The sequence below is a fragment of the Arthrobacter sp. TJ-240 genome, assembly GCF_058269195.1.
Map to the genome: position 1 here is coordinate 94,558 of NZ_JBZCNG010000003.1, position 15,368 is coordinate 109,925.

Genomic DNA, 15,368 nt, shown 5'->3' on the forward strand with positions numbered 1-15,368 from the left:
GCGGCGCACCAGCCCCTCCTATGAAAGGCACACCATGGAATCCTTCTACCGCATCCTCCGCTCCTCCCCCGTCAAGCGGGCCCCCGGCGGTATCTTCGGCGGTATCGCGTCCGGCATCGCCCGGCAGTACGGCTGGCGCGTGAGCTACGTACGCATCGCGATGCTGCTGAGCTTCCTGCTCCCCTTCATCGGCCTCCCGCTCTACCTGGTGCTGTGGCTGCTGCTCCCGGCGACCGACGGCACGATCGTCCTGCAGAAGGTCGTCGGCCGCTAGGGCTCCACGACCCGCCCCGGGGAAGGGGCATCCGCGCACACCGCGGGTGCCCCTTCCGCCGTGTGACCTGCGAGGATGGAGAGCGTGCCGAAACCCACCGCCCGCCGAGTCCCCCGCCGATTCCCCCGCCTGCTCATCGCGTCCTGTGCCTTCCTCTTCGTCTCCGGCTACTTCGTGGTCCGGTTCCCCGACGTCGAGGGTGCCGAGTACGCGTCCTACGGCTTCAACCTGCTGATCGCACTGCCCGCGTTCGTGGCGCTCGTCCGGCAGTTCGGGGCCGCACGCGGGGTGGCGGCACTCGTCGCCGTGTCCGTCTTCGGCTACCTCATCGAGGGCTTCGGGGTGGCGACGGGCTACCCCTACGGCGAGTTCTACTACGGCGACCCGCTCGGCCCCACGATCCTCGGCCTGGTGCCGTACCTGCTGCCGCTCTCCTACGTCCCGCTGGTCATCGGCGCGGTGGCCGTGGTGTCCGGGACGGGCACGGCGCTGCGCAGGATCGTCCTCGGCGGGCTGCTGCTGGTCGTCGTCGACGGCGTCCTCGACCCGGGCGCAGCGGCGCTCGGCTTCTGGATCTGGCCGGGCGGCGGTCCGTACTACGGCGTTCCGCTCTCCAACTACGCCGGGTGGCTCGTCTCCGGGCTGATCGCTTCGGCGATCATGGTCCGGATCGGCGGCCGCCGGCTCACCGAGGAACCCCTGCGGCCCGGACTCGTCGACAGCCTGCTCGTCTCGATGTTCCTGTGGCTGGGCGTGTGCGTGTTCTCCGGGCTCGTGTTCCCTGCCGTCCTGGCGGCCGCGCTGATCGTCCTGCTCGTCCGGCGTCGCCTGCAGCTGGCAGGGACCGCACCCACCGGGCGGACGACGACGGAACCCGTGGAAGCCGCTCCGCGCGGCTGAGGCCGAGCGCGCGGCGGCTACGCCGGACCGAGCCGAGCCAGGAGCTTCTGCGTGGACATCATCGCCCCGCCGAGCACGGCCGGCAGCCCTCCGCCGGGGTGCACCGATGCCCCCACGCGCCACAGCCAGGGCCTCACCGGATCCGAGTAGGGCGGTACGTGGAAAGGTCCGCTCATCCACGCGGGATGCACCGCTCCGTACAGGGCCCCTCCGGCCGAGCCCTGCTCACCGAAGTAGCCGGGATCGAGGATCTCGTGGCGCGCGAAATAGTCCTGGATCGGCTCGGGCAGTCCCAGCACGCGCGTGGTCCTGTCGAGTTCGCGCCGCACGAAGGGGTCCTCGAGCGAGTACGTCTTCCCGTTGGCCGGCGCGGTCAGGAGCAGCGCGAGCGTGGCCGACGCATTCGGGTAGACCCCGTGCGCCGGGTAGTAGTTGGCGAACGCCATGGTCTGCTGCGGCTCGTCGCCGGCCTCGAGGCTCGCGTACAGCGCCGCAGGGTCGTCCGGCATGATCACCCCGTGGCGGCTCGTCCCCTCGGGCAGCGGCCGGGCGAGCACGGCGTAGATACCGACGGCGGAGCAGGTGAGCTTCCGCGGGGTCCGGGGCGGGCGGCCCGTGAGCAGTCCACCGAGGCGGTGGGCGTCGAGCGCACCGACGACGGCGTCGGCCGGGTAGGTGCCCGAGGCGGTGATCACCCGCCGCCGTCCGATGCGCTGCGCGGGCTCGCCCGTGCGGATCTCGACGCCGGCGTCGACCGCGAGCCGTTCGAGGGCCAGCACCAGCTCGTAGATGCCGCCCTCCGGGATCCAGACGCCGTCCTGCGCCATGATGGCGGGCATGCTCGCGTACAGGGCGGGTGTGCGGGTGGGGCTCACGCCGGCGTTGAGGGTGTGGATCGCAATCACCTCGCGCAGGCCGTCGGGGAGCCACGGCAGGCTGTCGAGGTAGCTGCGGGTGGTGAGTTTCCGGCCGTACAGCCTGCCCAGCCGGCTCAGCGCCGGATAGGCCGACGGGTCGAGCGGAGCCGTGGTCAGCAGGCGCGACACGTCTCCGCCCAGGACGCCGTGCTCGGCCGCGAAGCGTACCCACGATTCGTGCCAGGGGTGGCCCTCGGGCACGGGCAGCGGGCACGCCTCGCCCCGGTGGTAGTAGGTGCCGACCTCCTCGAGCCGTTCGAGGCGGAGGTCCGCGATGCCCGCGGCGTCGGTGGGCCGGGACGGCGAACCGGACGGCAGACGGGTCGACGAACCGGCACTGGAACCGGCACTGGAACCGGCACTGGAAGCCATGGTCGAAGCGGGTGTCCCGGGGGCGACGGTATCCAGCAGCGCCAGGAGCTCCTGCCACACGCCCGGGAAGGTGAGGAGCGACGGCCCGGTGTCCATGCGCTGCCCCGCCACCTCGATGCGGCGGCTCTTGCCGCCGACGTGGTCGGCGGCTTCGAGCAGGGTCACGCTGTGGCCCGCGCGGCCGAGCAGCGCCGCAGCGGTGAGGCCGCCGATCCCGCCGCCGACGACGACGACCCGGCTCATCGGTACAGGCCCAGCGTCAGCGCGACGACGAGCTGGACGCCCGCGACGGTGCCGGCGACATACGGGAACGCGATCGAGTAGCGGTACAGCCGGTGCCCCGTCTCGGGACGCGGGTCGCGGTACAGCCCCCACAGGAGCCAGCCGGCGATCAGGGCGTTCACGACGGCGACGGGGATGTTCACCAGCGCGAAGCACACGGTCGAGGCGGCCCACCACGCACCGCTCCAGGCGACGACGCCGCGCACGCCGAGACGCACGGCCGTCGTGGTGATGCCCACTCCCCTGTCCTCGTCGATGTCCTGCACGGCGTCGTACGTGTGCTTCGCGGCGCTCCAGGCCATCAGGCCGAGCGCGGCCGCCCACACCGGCCTGTCAACGAGTGCGTAGGGGACGAAGACGAGCGGGAACGCGTAGGCGGCGTTGCTGATCGAATCGAGGTACGGCCGCGCCTTGAAGCGCAGCGGCGGGGCGGAGTAGAAGACGAAGACGAGCGCGTAGAGCGCGATCCAGGCGAGGGCCGCCGGCGGAAGGGTCAGCGCGAACCAGGCGAGGAACGGCACGTTCGTGAGGAGGACCGCGAGCCAGATGGCACGGACCTCCGAGGCCCTGATGCGGGCGCCTTCGAGCGAACCCTTGCGCGGGTTGAGGGCGTCCGTGTCCTGGTCGAATATGTCGTTGACGCCGTAGATGAGCAGGTTGAACGGCAGCGTGAGCCAGACCAGGAGCGCGAGTGCCTCCGCCTGCCAGAACGTGCCTGTGAGCCACATCCCGACGACGCCGGTGCCCAGGGTGTTGATCCAGAGGACGGGGCGGGAGATGTGGACCATGCGCAGCGCCGCTGGCGCAAAACCTGCCTGGGGCACTGCGGGTGTCCTCCTCGGACCGGCTGGGCGCGCATCGGACGGGCTCGAGCCCTCGTGCGCCGGACGGTCCCCAGCCTACGTGGTCGGCGGCACGCCTCCGCCCCCGCCCTCGTGCCCGCGGGTCCGAGGGTCCGAGGGTCCGAGGGTCCGTGGGTCCGAGGGCCAGCCGTCGGCCGGCGGACCGGTGTGTGTCTAGAATCATAGTCGGGCCCGACGGCGTGCTCCCGCTGGACCATCCACCTCCTCGTCAAAGGAACCCCACGCCATATGAAGATCGGAATCCTCACCAGCGGCGGCGACTGCCCCGGGCTCAACGCCGTCATCCGCGGTGCCGTGCTCAAGGGCATCAAGGTGCACGGGCAGGAGTTCGTCGGCTTCCGCGACGGGTGGCGCGGGGTCGTCGAGGGCGACGTCGTCGACCTCCCGCGGCACGCGGTCAGGGGCATCTCGAAGCAGGGCGGCACTATCCTCGGGACGTCCCGCACCAATCCCTTCGAGGGCAAGGGCGGCGCGGACGCCATCCGCGAGAACCTCGACCGCCTCGGCATCGACGCGGTCATCGCGATCGGTGGTGAGGGCACCCTGGCCGCCGCCAAACGGCTCACCGACCTCGGCCTCAGGATCGTCGGCGTCCCCAAGACGGTCGACAACGACCTCGACGCCACCGACTACACGTTCGGGTTCGACACGGCCGTGCAGATCGCCACGGAGGCCATCGACCGGCTCCGCACCACGGGCGAGTCCCACAGCCGCTGCATGATCGCCGAGGTGATGGGCCGCCACGTGGGCTGGATCGCCCTGCATGCCGGTATGGCCTCGGGCGCGCACGCCATCCTGATCCCCGAGCAGCAGACGAGCATCGAGCAGATCGCCGAATGGGTGTCGACGGCGAACGCCCGAGGACGCGCCCCCCTCGTCGTCGTCGCCGAGGGTTTCGTCCCCTCGCACATGGAGCAGGCCCACTCCGAACGCGGGCTCGACACCTTCGGCCGGCCCCGCCTCGGCGGGATCGCCGACCAGCTCGCGCCCGAGCTCGAGGCACGCACGGGTATCGAGACCCGCGCCACGATCCTCGGCCACATCCAGCGCGGCGGAGTCCCGACGTCGTTCGACCGCGTGCTCGCCACGCGCCTCGGCATGGCCGCCGTCGACTCGGTGACGGACGAGCTGTGGGGCACCATGGTGTCCCTCAACGGCACGGAGATAGCGCACGTGGGATTCGAGGCGGCGCTCGGCAACCTCAAGCGGGTCCCCCAGCACCGCTACGACGAAGCCGCCATCCTCTTCGGCTGAGCGATGCACCTCGATCCGGGCACGGTCTCGATCATCCAGCTCGCCTGGTCCCGCCTGCTCGGGCTCGACGACGGTGCGCTCGGCGACGGCGGCTCCGAACGCCTCTACAGCACGAACGGCGACGCCTCCCTGCTGACATTCGTGACCCTGTTCGGGCGGGAAGTCCTCAGGGGACCGGCCTGGGCCGTCGAGGCAGGGCGGGACCTCGCCGGGCCGGAGCTGCGGAGTGCCTCGACGCTGCTGACGCTCACGCGCGATCACGGGGGGCGTGCTCTCGGCGAGGCCCAGCTGTACTTCTGCGATGCGCTGCCGCAGTTCGACGGGCCGCCCGCCGTGGTCTCGAGCGAGGCCGCGCTCGTCCGCGCACTCGAGCGCAGGTGCCCGCCGGACGACGTCGCCGAGGCGGATCTCGGCGGGGTCGAGCACCCGTTCGTCCTGGTGGACGGGAGCGCTGACGCAGCAGATGCGCAGCCGACGCCGCTGGCGGGCGCCGGGTACGACATCTGGGAGGGCATCCTGGCCCACATCGCCGCCATCACACCGCCGGAGGAACGGCGCAAGGGCTACGCGGGGCGCGTGGCCGCCGTCGCCATCGAGGAGGCCATGGCCGCGGGCCTCGTGCCCCAGTGGCGTGCGAGGACGGACAACACCGCGTCCCAGCGGACGGCTCGCCGCGCGGGGTTCCTGTACGCGGGGACGCAGACCTCGGTGGCCCTCGGCCGGCGGTGAGCCCGGGCACGGGATCCGGGCCCTACTCGCCGAACAGCCCCACGAGGTCCGTCCGCCCGAACATCTCCGCGGCGGCGCGAGCCGACGGCGTCCCGGCATCCGGATCGGCTCCTGCCTCGACGAGGAGTCCCGCCACCTCGGTGTGGCCCTTGAACACGGCACCAGCGAGCGGTGTCTGTCCGCGGTCGTTGGCCTGGTCGGCGTCGGCGCCCCGGGCCAGGAGATCACGGACGATCGCCGGGTGCCCGTTGTACGCGGCGAGCATCAGCAGGCTGTCCCCGGCCGTGTTCGTCAGCGTGAAGGGGACGCCCGCGTCGAGGTACCGCACCAGCGTCGTGGTGTCGCCCTGCCGGGCGGCGTCGAACAGCGCATGGGCCAGGGCGATCGCGGCCGCTGCGTCCGCGTCGGACTGTCTGTCGCTCTGCTGTGGGTCACCGGCTGCTGCGCCGGCGTCGGACTGCCCGCCGGCGTGCACGCCGGCTCCCGGCATCAGGCTCCCGTCCCGTGGCGTGACGCCGTCGTCCTCCTTGCTCATCGCGGCGCCCTCAGGAACCCGGTCGCGCGTCCGACCACCTGGCCGGCATCGGGCGCGACGATGACCTCCTGGCCGGCCGCGTACCGCTCCTCCCCGTCCTGGACGAGCAGGTCGGCCGAGGCGTCGACGGAGCGCTTGAGGACGGCGAGGGCGATCGGACCCATCTCGTAGTGGTGGCCCACCGAGGTGACCCGGCCGACGGTGCGGTCCTCGCTGATCACCGGGCTGCCCACCGCCGGGAGGGTGTGCTGGCTCCCGTCGAGGTGCAGGAAGGTGAGCCGACGGGGCGGATGGCCGAGGTTGTGGACCCGCGCGATCGTCTCCTGGCCCTTGTAGCAGCCCTTCGCGAGATGCACGGCCGTGCGCATGAGGTCGAGCTCGTGCGGGATGGTCTTCTCATCGGTCTCGAAGCCGGGCCGCGGCCGCCACGCGGCGATCCGCAGGGCCTCGGCGGCGAGCGAGCCGGCGAGGGCCAGCCCGGTCGAGGCAACGGCGGCCTCGAGCGCGTCGCGCGGCACGAGATGCTCGAACCACGGCCGTTCGCGCCCGGGGTGCGTGTCGTCGACGGTCGAGTAGGCGTAGCCGCCCGTCCCGACCGTGGGCCATGGGTCCTCCCACACCACGGCGTCGCCGAGTTCCGGCACGGCGCGGGTGGCACCGAGCACGGCCCAGGTGCCGGTGGCATCGGCGACGTCGACGCGGAGCATGAACTTCATGCGCTCAAGGAACGCGGTGAGCTCAGCGGCCTCGCCGCCCTCGGTGACGAGCCACGTGGTGGTGCCGTCGTCCACGACGTGCGCGGCATGCTCGATGCGGCCCTGCACGGTGAGGAGCAGCGTCTCCGAGCTCTGCCCCGGCTGCAGCCCGAGGAGCAGCTGGGAGGAGAGCGTGTTGAGCCAGCTGAGGCGGTCCGGCCCGGAGACCGTCACCACGCCCCGGTTCGAGAGGTCGACGACGGCCTGCCCGTCGGCCAGGAGGCGCTGCTCGCGGAAGGGGTCGCCGTAGTGGGAGGCCACCCCGGCGTCGGCGCCGCCGCCCTCGACGGCACCGGGTCGGTTGAGGAGAGGGCTGCGCGGGATCATGACGGTATAACGCCTTCCGGGCGGGACTATTCCGCGGTGCTCGTGGTCGTGCTCGTGGTCGTGCGCCCTTACGGGGCGCTCAGGACACTTTCTTCAGGATGGCCGAGGCATGGGCCTCGAGGGAGTTGCCGTCGGCCGCGACGTCCCAGCGCCAGTAGAGGTTGCCCTCCACCAGGCCGAACAGGCGCGTGGCCGCGGTGTACTCCTTGGAATGCTGACCGCGCATCACGAGGTCCGTGCTGAGCTGGATCTGCGGGCCCTTGATGCTGCCGTAGTACAGCTCTGCGATGCCTCCGGGGTGCACGATCGTCGCGGTGATGTCGAAGCCACCGGCGTCGTTGCGGAACTGCTCCACCTCGTCCGCCGTCTTGAGCGCCGGGACGATGTCCGCGGGGCTCAGTCCGGGACCGACGTCGGCGTCGTTGAGCTTGCGGTCGAGGGCCCAGAAGCCCGTCTCGACGGAGAGCGGTCGCAGCTGCGCCCCCTGCTCGTCGATGAGCCAGGACTCCGCGCTGTACTGCAGGTAGGGAAGGCCGTTCTGCGAGAACGTGACCCGCTGGGAGAAACGCTCCGACTCGGCGGTACCCTCACCGAGCATCCCCGTCCCCTCCCAGGTTCCGAGGAGCCACGACAGCGGAACGAGCTCGGGCGTGAGGTCGGTGGGCAGGTCAATCGACATGGGGGCTCCCGGTCGGTCGGCTACTTCTGGCCCTTGTACAGGCGCGTGATGACAAGGGCTGCGAAACCTGCCATGCCGAGACCGGCGACGACCAGCAGCGAGATGAAGAAGATTTCAAGGGCAAGGATGGACATGCTTCCATCCTAACGCCCGGTCCGGACGGTGCCCGACAGGATCTGCTTGCCCCGTCACACGCGCTCAGGCGAGGAACAGCTTGTCGAGGAGGTACACGACGGCGCCGATGGCGAGCACGGGAGCTATCCCGGCGGCGACCGCCGCGACGACCGCCAGCGGTGCCTCCCGGCCGACGAGCAGGCGGCGCGTCCCCGCGATGACCACACCGCAGGCGAGCCCGACCACCGCGGCGGCGAGCGCCGGCACGTCCGTGAACAGGAGCGCCCCGAGGGGACCGGCCAGTGCGGCGAGTGCGACGGCGACGGGTGCGACGATGCGGTCGGGGAAGGGCAGGAGGCTGACGGCGATCGCGACGAGGACGCTGACCCCGGTGACGAGTGTCATGCCGGAGTCGGCGGCGTTCGCGACGAGGCGATCCGCGGCAACCCAGCCCGACCCCATACCGACGATCACCGCTCCCGCGCTCGCCCCGAGCGTCGACTCGAGCCGGAGGCTCTGCCCGGTGCCGCGGAGGAGCTGGATCATGAAGACGGCCCCCACGCCGAGGGCCACCGAGGCGGGGAACCAGGTGAGGAAGGACGGACCGGGGGTGGTGCCCGCGAGGACGACGGCGAGCAGGGCGCTCAGCCCGATGGCCGCCGACAGGCTCTTCCGGGCGGGGACGCGCAGGACGTAGGGCCAGCCGACGGCGGTCAGGAGGCAGGCGACGGCCGTGACGATCAGGACCGCCGTCGGGGAGATGTAGGAGGACGCGACGATCGCCCCGGTCGCCAGCGCCGCGGCCCCGGCCGCTGCGGCCACGCTCGTCCTCTTCACCCGAGCAATACTGCCCTACCCGCACAGGGGCTGCGAAAACCTGCGTACGGAGGGAGTAGGCGCGCGTGGGCCACCTCACAAGGGGGCGGCTATACTTGTGCAAATCTCTACCGCCCTCGGATCCCGGCCGGACCCGAGGGCATCCCTGCCCGATGATGCGCATCCCCGACCCGTGGAGGACACATGCCGCACATCCTGATGCTGACCAACACCACCGGCTCGTCCGTCGAGATCCTGCCGGCGCTCGAACTGCTCAATCACAAGGTGCACACCCTGGCGGCCGAGCCCACGGCCCTGCTGGACACCGACCCGTGCGACGTCGTCCTGGTGGACGCACGGAAGGACCTGGTCGGCGCCCGCTCCCTCACCCAGCTCCTCAAGGCCACGGGCCTGAGCGCACCCCTCGTCCTCGTGCTCACCGAGGGCGGCATGGCGGCGGTGGCGGCCAACTGGCTCGCCGACGACGTCGTCCTCGACTCGGCCGGCCCTGCGGAGGTGGAGGCGCGACTGCGCCTCGTCATCGCCCGCTCCACGGCGGCCGGCGCAGAGACGAGTACGGAGATCCACGCCTCGGGTGTGGTGATCGACGAGGCCAGCTACACCGCGCGGGTGGGCGGCGAGCCGCTGAACCTCACGTACAAGGAGTTCGAGCTGCTGAAGTACCTGGCCCAGCACCCCGGCCGCGTCTTCACCCGGGACCAGCTCCTGCACGAGGTGTGGGGCTACGACTACTACGGGGGCACGCGCACCGTGGACGTGCACGTGCGGCGCCTGCGCGCGAAGCTCGGGTCCGACCACGAGCAGCTGATCGGGACGGTGCGGAACGTGGGCTACCGCTTCACGCTGACGCGCCTGCCCGAGGACCGCAGCTCGGTCGACCAGAACGCCTGAGTCCGGGACGGCCCCGGCGCGCAGAAGCCCCCTCCACCCGCGGGTGGAGGGGGCTTCTGCGTCGTTCGTCGCGGAACAGTGGTGGAGGACATACGGGTCGAACGTATCGCGGGCGCCCCACTGGCGCATCCCCCTTGAGCGTGTTCCACACTAGCGCACGGTCCGCAGGGCGCCAAACCCCTCGGCGGGCGGGGCTAGGCTGGGCACATGACCGCCGCGCAGCCTCTTCCCACCTGGTCCGTCGAGAGGACCGCGGGCGCCCCCGGGCCGGCCGTCCTCGACGACATCCGACGGCTCGCCGCCGCAGCGGCGGAGGCGGACGGCAACCCGCCCCTGTCGGAGCAGACACTCCTGACCCTCCGCGCACAGGACGCCGGCGACCGACTGCTCGTCCTCACGGCACGCACCCCCGGGCAGCAGGAGGCCGAGCTCGCCGGCGTCGCCGTCATCACCCGCAGCACGGACGGCGCGGTCCTCGAACTCGTCGTCGGCCCCGACTGCCGCGGGGAGGGAGCCGGCACCGCCCTCGTCGAGGCGGTGCTGGCCGAGGGGATCGACGATCTGCAGGGCTGGTCGCACGGCAACCATTCGGCTGCCGCGGACCTCGCCGCCCGCTTCGGCTTCGTCCCCGTGCGCGAGCTGTGGCGCATGCGCCTGACGCGCGGGGCCGCCGAGCAGTCCCTCCCGGAGGTGCGCCTGCCCGACGGCGTGGCGCTGCGGGCGTTCGTCCGCGGGCAGGACGAGGAGGCGTGGCTCGCCGCCAACGCGGCGGCGTTCGCCCACCATCCCGAGCAGGGCGCCACCACGCGGGCGGACCTCGAGGCACGCATGGACGAGGAGTGGTTCGACGCCGAGGGCTTCCTGCTCGCCGTGCGGGAGGAGGACGGCGCACTGCTCGGCTTCCACTGGACCAAGGTGCACCCCGGCATCGGTGCGCACCCGCCCATGGGCGAGGTCTACGTGGTGGGCGTGACGCCCGAGGCGCAGGGCCTGGGGCTCGGCAAGGCGCTGACGATCGCGGGCATCGAGTACCTCCACGGCAGGGGCCTGCAGGCCATCATGCTGTACGTCGACGCGGACAACACCGCCGCCGTCGCCCTGTACCGGAAGCTCGGATTCACCCGCTGGGACGTCGACGTCATGTACGCGGGCAAACGGGCGTAACCCACCTTGTAAGGTTGTTTCCGAGGCGTGTCCAGGCCCGGCGGGCGTGGACACGCGCCCATGCCCGCCCACGCTGCAGGAGACGCAATGGATGAGACACGACGCCGGAGCGCGTCCCTGTACGGATCTTCCGAGACGGCTCCGGCCCGGGCGACCCAGGACCGCATCGACATCCCCGACTTCGCCCCGAGTCTCCTGCCCACCGGCGACATCCGCCCCGACCGCTTCCTGGACCGCGAGATCAGCTGGCTCGACTTCAACGCCCGCGTCCTCGAACTGGCCGAGGACCCCGACCTGTTCCTGCTCGAGCGCGTCAACTTCCTCTCCATCTTCGCGTCCAACCTCGACGAGTTCTTCATGGTGCGCGTCGCCGGCCTGAAGCGGCGCATCGCCACCGGCCTGGCCGTACCCTCCGCCGCGGGACTCAGCCCCATCGAACAGCTCGAGAAGATCATGAGTGACGGCTACCAGCTGCAGCAGCGCCATGCGGCGGTGTTCGCCGAGCACATCCGGCCGGCGCTCGCCGAGGAGCAGATCCACCTCACCACCTGGGAGGAGCTGGACGAGACCGCCCGCGCCGAGCTGCACAAGATGTTCGCCGAGAAGGTCTTCCCGATCCTCACGCCGCTCGCCGTCGACCCGGCACATCCCTTCCCCTACATCTCGGGGCTGTCCCTGAACCTCGCGGTCGTGGTCCGCAACCCGGTCAGCGACAAGGAGCTCTTCGCGCGCGTCAAGGTGCCCGACCAGCTGCCGCGCCTGATGTCCGTCGACGGACCGCGTGCCGGGAACGTCGCCGGGCGCATCGCACGCTTCATCCCGCTCGAGGAGGTCATCGCCGTCCACCTCGACCAGCTCTTCCCCGGCATGGAGGTCCTCGAACACCACCTGTTCCGGGTCACGCGCAACGAGGACCTCGAGGTCGAGGAGGACGACGCCGAGAACCTCCTCCAGGCCCTCGAGAAGGAGCTCCTGCGCCGCCGGTTCGGTCCGCCCGTGCGCCTGGAAGTCACCACGGACATCAACCCGAGCATCAGGGCGCTCCTGTCCCGCGAGCTCGGCGTGGAGGAGGACGAGGTCTACACGCTCCCCGCTCCCCTGGACCTGCGGGGCCTCAGCGTGATCGCCGGGATCGACCGCGGCGACCTGCACTACCCGAAGCACGTCCCGCACACGAGCCGCCACCTCAACGAGAGCGAGACCTCGAAGGCCGCGAACGTGTTCGCCGCCATGCGGCGCCGCGACATCCTGCTGCACCACCCGTACGACTCGTTCTCGACGTCCGTGCAGGCGTTCCTGGAGCAGGCGGCCGCCGATCCGAAGGTCCAGGCCATCAAGCAGACGCTCTACCGGACCTCGGGCGACTCCCCGATCGTCGATGCACTGATCGACGCCGCCGAGGCGGGCAAGCAGGTGCTGGCCCTCGTGGAGATCAAGGCCCGCTTCGACGAGCAGGCGAACATCTCCTGGGCCCGGAAGCTCGAGCAGGCCGGCGTGCACGTGGTGTACGGCATCGTGGGCCTCAAGACGCACTGCAAGCTCTCGCTCGTGGTACGGCAGGAGATCGACGGCCTGCGCCGCTACTGCCACATCGGCACGGGCAACTACCACCCGCGTACGGCCCGGTACTACGAGGACCTCGGTCTGCTCACCTCGAACGAGCAGGTGGGCCAGGACCTCTCGCGTCTGTTCAACCAGCTCTCCGGCTACGCCCCGAAGTCCACGTTCAAGCGACTGCTCGTCGCTCCGCGCTCGGTGCGCTCAGGCCTGATCGACCGGATCGAACGGGAGATCGCCAACAAGCAGGCGGGCCGCGCCGCTCGCGTGGTCATCAAGGTCAACTCGATGGTGGACGAGGCGATCATCGACTCGCTCTACCGTGCCTCGCAGGCCGGCGTGAGGGTGGACGTGATCGTCCGCGGCATCTGCTCGGTCCGGCCGGGGGTCCCCGGGCTCAGCGAGAACGTGACCGTCCGCTCGGTCCTGGGCCGGTTCCTGGAGCACTCGCGCGTCTTCGCCTTCGCGAACGGCGGCGAGCCTGCGGTGTTCATCGGCTCGGCGGACATGATGCACCGCAATCTGGACCGCCGCGTGGAGGCCCTCGTGCAGCTCAGTGCGCCCGAGGACATCTCCTACCTGATGAGCCTCATGGACCGCTACATGAACCCCGAGGTCTCCAGCTGGCACCTCGACGAGACGGGCTGCTGGACGCGCCACCACAAGGACGACGACGGCGCACCCCTCGAGGACATCCAGTCCTGGCTGCTCGCGTCCAGGGCACGGCAGCGAGCGGTGTCACGCCGCTGATGGCCGCACCGATCGACGACACCACCGCCGCTCCGACCCAGGGTGCGGGCCAGGTCATCGCCGCCGGGACGCTCTGCTGGCGGCTGGAGAAGGGCCGCCTCCAGGTCCTGATCATCCACAGGCCCCGGTACCACGACTGGTCGTGGCCGAAGGGCAAGCTCGATCCGGGCGAGACGACGCCCGAGTGCGCCGTCCGCGAGACCTTCGAGGAGGTGGGGTTGAGCGTCAAACTCGGCATCCCCCTCGCCACCATCAGTTACCCGGTGTCCTCGGGCGAGAAGGTCGTCCTGTACTGGGCCGCGCGGACGGACCGTCTGCGTCCCGTCCCGGACGGCAAGGAGGTCGACCGGGTGCAGTGGGTGTCGCCGGAGAAGGCCCGCGACCTGCTGAGCAATCCGTCCGACGTCGAACCCCTCGACGCCCTCGTCGCGGCGCACGACGCGAAGGATCTGCAGACCTGGCCCCTGATCGTGGTACGCCACGCGAAGGCGAAGCCGCGCTCCTCCTGGAGCCGGGCAGAGGGCGACCGGCCCCTCGCCGCCACGGGTCGACGGCAGGCGATCGCGGTGAGCCGCCTGCTGCAGGCGTGGAACCCGGAACGCGTGGTGAGCAGCCCGTGGGAGCGCTGCGTGCAGACCATCTCCCCCTACGTGAACCAGCGCAGCGCGAAGCTCAAGCTCGTCGACGCCCTCACCGAACGCGACGCCGCCCGCAGGCCGGGACGCACCAGGGCTGCGGTGGAGCGGGTCCTGGACAAGCGCCGGCCCGTGGCCCTCTGCACGCACCGGCCGGTGCTGCCGCTCGTGTTGTCGGTGCTGGGCGATCACATGCCGGCCGCGCTGCGGGAGCTGTTGCCCGTCGACGACCCCTACCTGGCCCCGGGCGAGGCGGTCATCTGCCAGGTGAGCAGTTCGAACCAGGGGCGCATCGTCTCGGTGGAGCAGTTCCGCGCGTACGACGACTGACCTGCCGGTTCGGCGGGGAGGAGCAGTTCACGTGGAGTCAGCGCCGATACGGCCTCCGTTCACGCCCTGTTCATCCCGCGTGCCTAGTGTCGGACCCTCACCCACGGAGCGGCAGCGACGACAGGACAGCACCCATGGCCGATGTGAAGGGCCTCGTTCGGGCACTCGCACCGCACGAGATCGAGCAGATCCACCGGATCGGGCCCTCGGGGCCATTGACGCCGAGGCTCCTGCACGCCATCGATCGTGCTGCCGGCGGTCCCGGGGAGGGCCGTGGTTATTACGTCTACGGCCGTTCGGCGGATATCGACCGGCCCCGGCCGTTCGTCCTGCGGGACGATGTGTGCGCCGAGCTGTTCGGCCACCACCAGGGTCGGTGACGACCGGACCCGACCCCCTGCATGGTCGTCCATGGCAGTGACGGGATGACGCCCTCCCCCGGGACCTCCGCCGCCCGCGCCGCTCCGGCCGGTCTGCCGCCGCGTGTGTCGCTCCGCCTGAGGGCTGTCGGGTCCGCTGCGGTGCTGCCGGAGGTCGGTGCGATGTTCGCGCTCCTCGACGATGTCGAACGTGCACGGGCGGTGCGCACCGGTGACCTCGCGACGGCCGGGTCCTTCATCGCGGGCCGGTACCTCCTGCGCCTGCTCACCGCCGAACTCCTCGGTGTACCCGCGGGGGACCTCGTCCCGTGCTTCGCGTGTCCGCGCTGCGGACCGGTCTCCGGAGCCGACCACGGGCGGCCCGCGTACCAGCTCGACGGCGAACCGGTGCCCCTGGCGCTCAGCCTCTCGCGGGCCGGGGGGTTCGCCCTCCTGGGGGCGCTCGACCTGCGTGGCATCGTTCCTGCCGGGGCTCCCCTGCCGTCCCTCGGCGTCGATCTCGCCACCGCGACCACCGTGGCATTCGACGGCTTCGACGACGTCACCCTGACTCCCGGCGAGCGGCTCGCCGTCCAGCGGCTGCCCGCCGCCCACCGGGATCGGGCACGGGCACGCCTGTGGACGCGCAAGGAGGCCCTGGTCAAGGCGCTGGGTACCGGCTTCGCGGAGCGCGACCCGGACACGGTCGGGGTGCTGCAGGACGGCAGGATCACCGACCTCCACGCCGTCGACGGTGCCGTGCTGGAGCCGCTCGGCCTCGTGGCGGCGGTCGCCGTCGTCCCGTGAGACCGAGGGAGTGTCGTTCCGCGGGGCTCGGGGCCAC

The 15,368-nt window shown here is 71.4% G+C and carries 16 protein-coding genes; 10 read left to right on the forward strand and 6 right to left on the reverse strand.

What is annotated here, in order from left to right; all coding sequences use genetic code 11:
* The first annotated feature begins 34 nt into the window (after window positions 1–34).
* On the forward strand, window positions 35–274 hold the full coding sequence (locus tag AC4D2C_RS08690; RefSeq protein ID WP_490914159.1) for a PspC domain-containing protein: 240 nt from the start codon (window positions 35–37) through the stop codon (window positions 272–274).
* Between the two features lie 84 nt (window positions 275–358).
* A complete protein-coding gene (locus tag AC4D2C_RS08695; protein ID WP_490914161.1) occupies window positions 359–1,174 on the forward strand; it encodes a carotenoid biosynthesis protein in 816 nt (271 codons plus the stop codon).
* A 17-nt stretch (window positions 1,175–1,191) separates the two neighbouring features.
* Here the strand turns inward: AC4D2C_RS08695 and AC4D2C_RS08700 are convergent, their stop codons facing one another.
* Both AC4D2C_RS08700 and AC4D2C_RS08705 read right to left on the reverse strand, forming a co-directional pair.
* Window positions 1,192–2,706 (reverse strand): phytoene desaturase family protein, encoded by a 1,515-nt coding sequence (locus AC4D2C_RS08700; RefSeq protein ID WP_490914163.1) that lies wholly within the window; start codon window positions 2,704–2,706, stop codon window positions 1,192–1,194.
* The gene (locus tag AC4D2C_RS08705; protein ID WP_490914164.1) at window positions 2,703–3,569 is read right to left on the reverse strand and encodes a UbiA family prenyltransferase; all 867 of its coding nucleotides are present in this window, start codon (window positions 3,567–3,569) and stop codon (window positions 2,703–2,705) included. The genes AC4D2C_RS08700 and AC4D2C_RS08705 overlap by 4 nt, the downstream gene beginning before the upstream one ends.
* Before the next feature lie 267 nt (window positions 3,570–3,836).
* On the opposite strand from AC4D2C_RS08705, the gene AC4D2C_RS08710 reads away from it, so the two are divergent.
* Window positions 3,837–4,862, forward strand: coding sequence for a 6-phosphofructokinase (locus AC4D2C_RS08710; protein WP_490907322.1), 1,026 nt, complete (start codon window positions 3,837–3,839; stop codon window positions 4,860–4,862).
* Between the two features lie 3 nt (window positions 4,863–4,865).
* Window positions 4,866–5,591 (forward strand): GNAT family N-acetyltransferase, encoded by a 726-nt coding sequence (locus tag AC4D2C_RS08715; protein ID WP_490914166.1) that lies wholly within the window; start codon window positions 4,866–4,868, stop codon window positions 5,589–5,591.
* A gap of 22 nt (window positions 5,592–5,613) precedes the next feature.
* Here the strand turns inward: AC4D2C_RS08715 and AC4D2C_RS08720 are convergent, their stop codons facing one another.
* The 4 genes from AC4D2C_RS08720 to AC4D2C_RS08735 all read right to left on the reverse strand — a co-directional run bounded on the left by AC4D2C_RS08720 (window position 5,614) and on the right by AC4D2C_RS08735 (window position 8,838).
* Entirely contained in the window at window positions 5,614–6,081 is a 468-nt protein-coding gene (locus tag AC4D2C_RS08720) for an ankyrin repeat domain-containing protein (protein WP_490914788.1), read from the reverse strand.
* A gap of 41 nt (window positions 6,082–6,122) precedes the next feature.
* On the reverse strand, window positions 6,123–7,208 hold the full coding sequence (ygfZ, locus tag AC4D2C_RS08725; protein WP_490914168.1) for a CAF17-like 4Fe-4S cluster assembly/insertion protein YgfZ: 1,086 nt from the start codon (window positions 7,206–7,208) through the stop codon (window positions 6,123–6,125).
* Window positions 7,209–7,287: 79 nt separating this feature from the next.
* A complete protein-coding gene (locus tag AC4D2C_RS08730) occupies window positions 7,288–7,887 on the reverse strand; it encodes a nitrobindin family protein (RefSeq protein ID WP_490907316.1) in 600 nt (199 codons plus the stop codon).
* Between the two features lie 198 nt (window positions 7,888–8,085).
* Window positions 8,086–8,838, reverse strand: coding sequence for a hypothetical protein (locus tag AC4D2C_RS08735; protein ID WP_490914170.1), 753 nt, complete (start codon window positions 8,836–8,838; stop codon window positions 8,086–8,088).
* 183 nt (window positions 8,839–9,021) lie between these two features.
* Here AC4D2C_RS08735 and AC4D2C_RS08740 point away from each other — a divergent pair, with 183 nt between their 5' ends.
* The 6 genes from AC4D2C_RS08740 to AC4D2C_RS08765 all read left to right on the forward strand — a co-directional run bounded on the left by AC4D2C_RS08740 (window position 9,022) and on the right by AC4D2C_RS08765 (window position 15,331).
* On the forward strand, window positions 9,022–9,729 hold the full coding sequence (locus AC4D2C_RS08740; protein WP_490907310.1) for a winged helix-turn-helix transcriptional regulator: 708 nt from the start codon (window positions 9,022–9,024) through the stop codon (window positions 9,727–9,729).
* Window positions 9,730–9,936: 207 nt separating this feature from the next.
* Entirely contained in the window at window positions 9,937–10,893 is a 957-nt protein-coding gene (gene mshD / locus AC4D2C_RS08745; RefSeq protein ID WP_490914172.1) for a mycothiol synthase, read from the forward strand.
* Window positions 10,894–10,980: 87 nt separating this feature from the next.
* Entirely contained in the window at window positions 10,981–13,200 is a 2,220-nt protein-coding gene (locus AC4D2C_RS08750; RefSeq protein ID WP_490907305.1) for an RNA degradosome polyphosphate kinase, read from the forward strand.
* A complete protein-coding gene (locus AC4D2C_RS08755; RefSeq protein WP_490914174.1) occupies window positions 13,200–14,165 on the forward strand; it encodes an NUDIX hydrolase in 966 nt (321 codons plus the stop codon). The genes AC4D2C_RS08750 and AC4D2C_RS08755 overlap by 1 nt, the downstream gene beginning before the upstream one ends.
* A 134-nt stretch (window positions 14,166–14,299) precedes the next feature.
* Window positions 14,300–14,545, forward strand: coding sequence for a hypothetical protein (locus tag AC4D2C_RS08760; protein WP_490914176.1), 246 nt, complete (start codon window positions 14,300–14,302; stop codon window positions 14,543–14,545).
* Between the two features lie 45 nt (window positions 14,546–14,590).
* Window positions 14,591–15,331, forward strand: coding sequence for a 4'-phosphopantetheinyl transferase family protein (locus tag AC4D2C_RS08765; RefSeq protein ID WP_490914177.1), 741 nt, complete (start codon window positions 14,591–14,593; stop codon window positions 15,329–15,331).
* Window positions 15,332–15,368 lie beyond the last annotated feature (37 nt).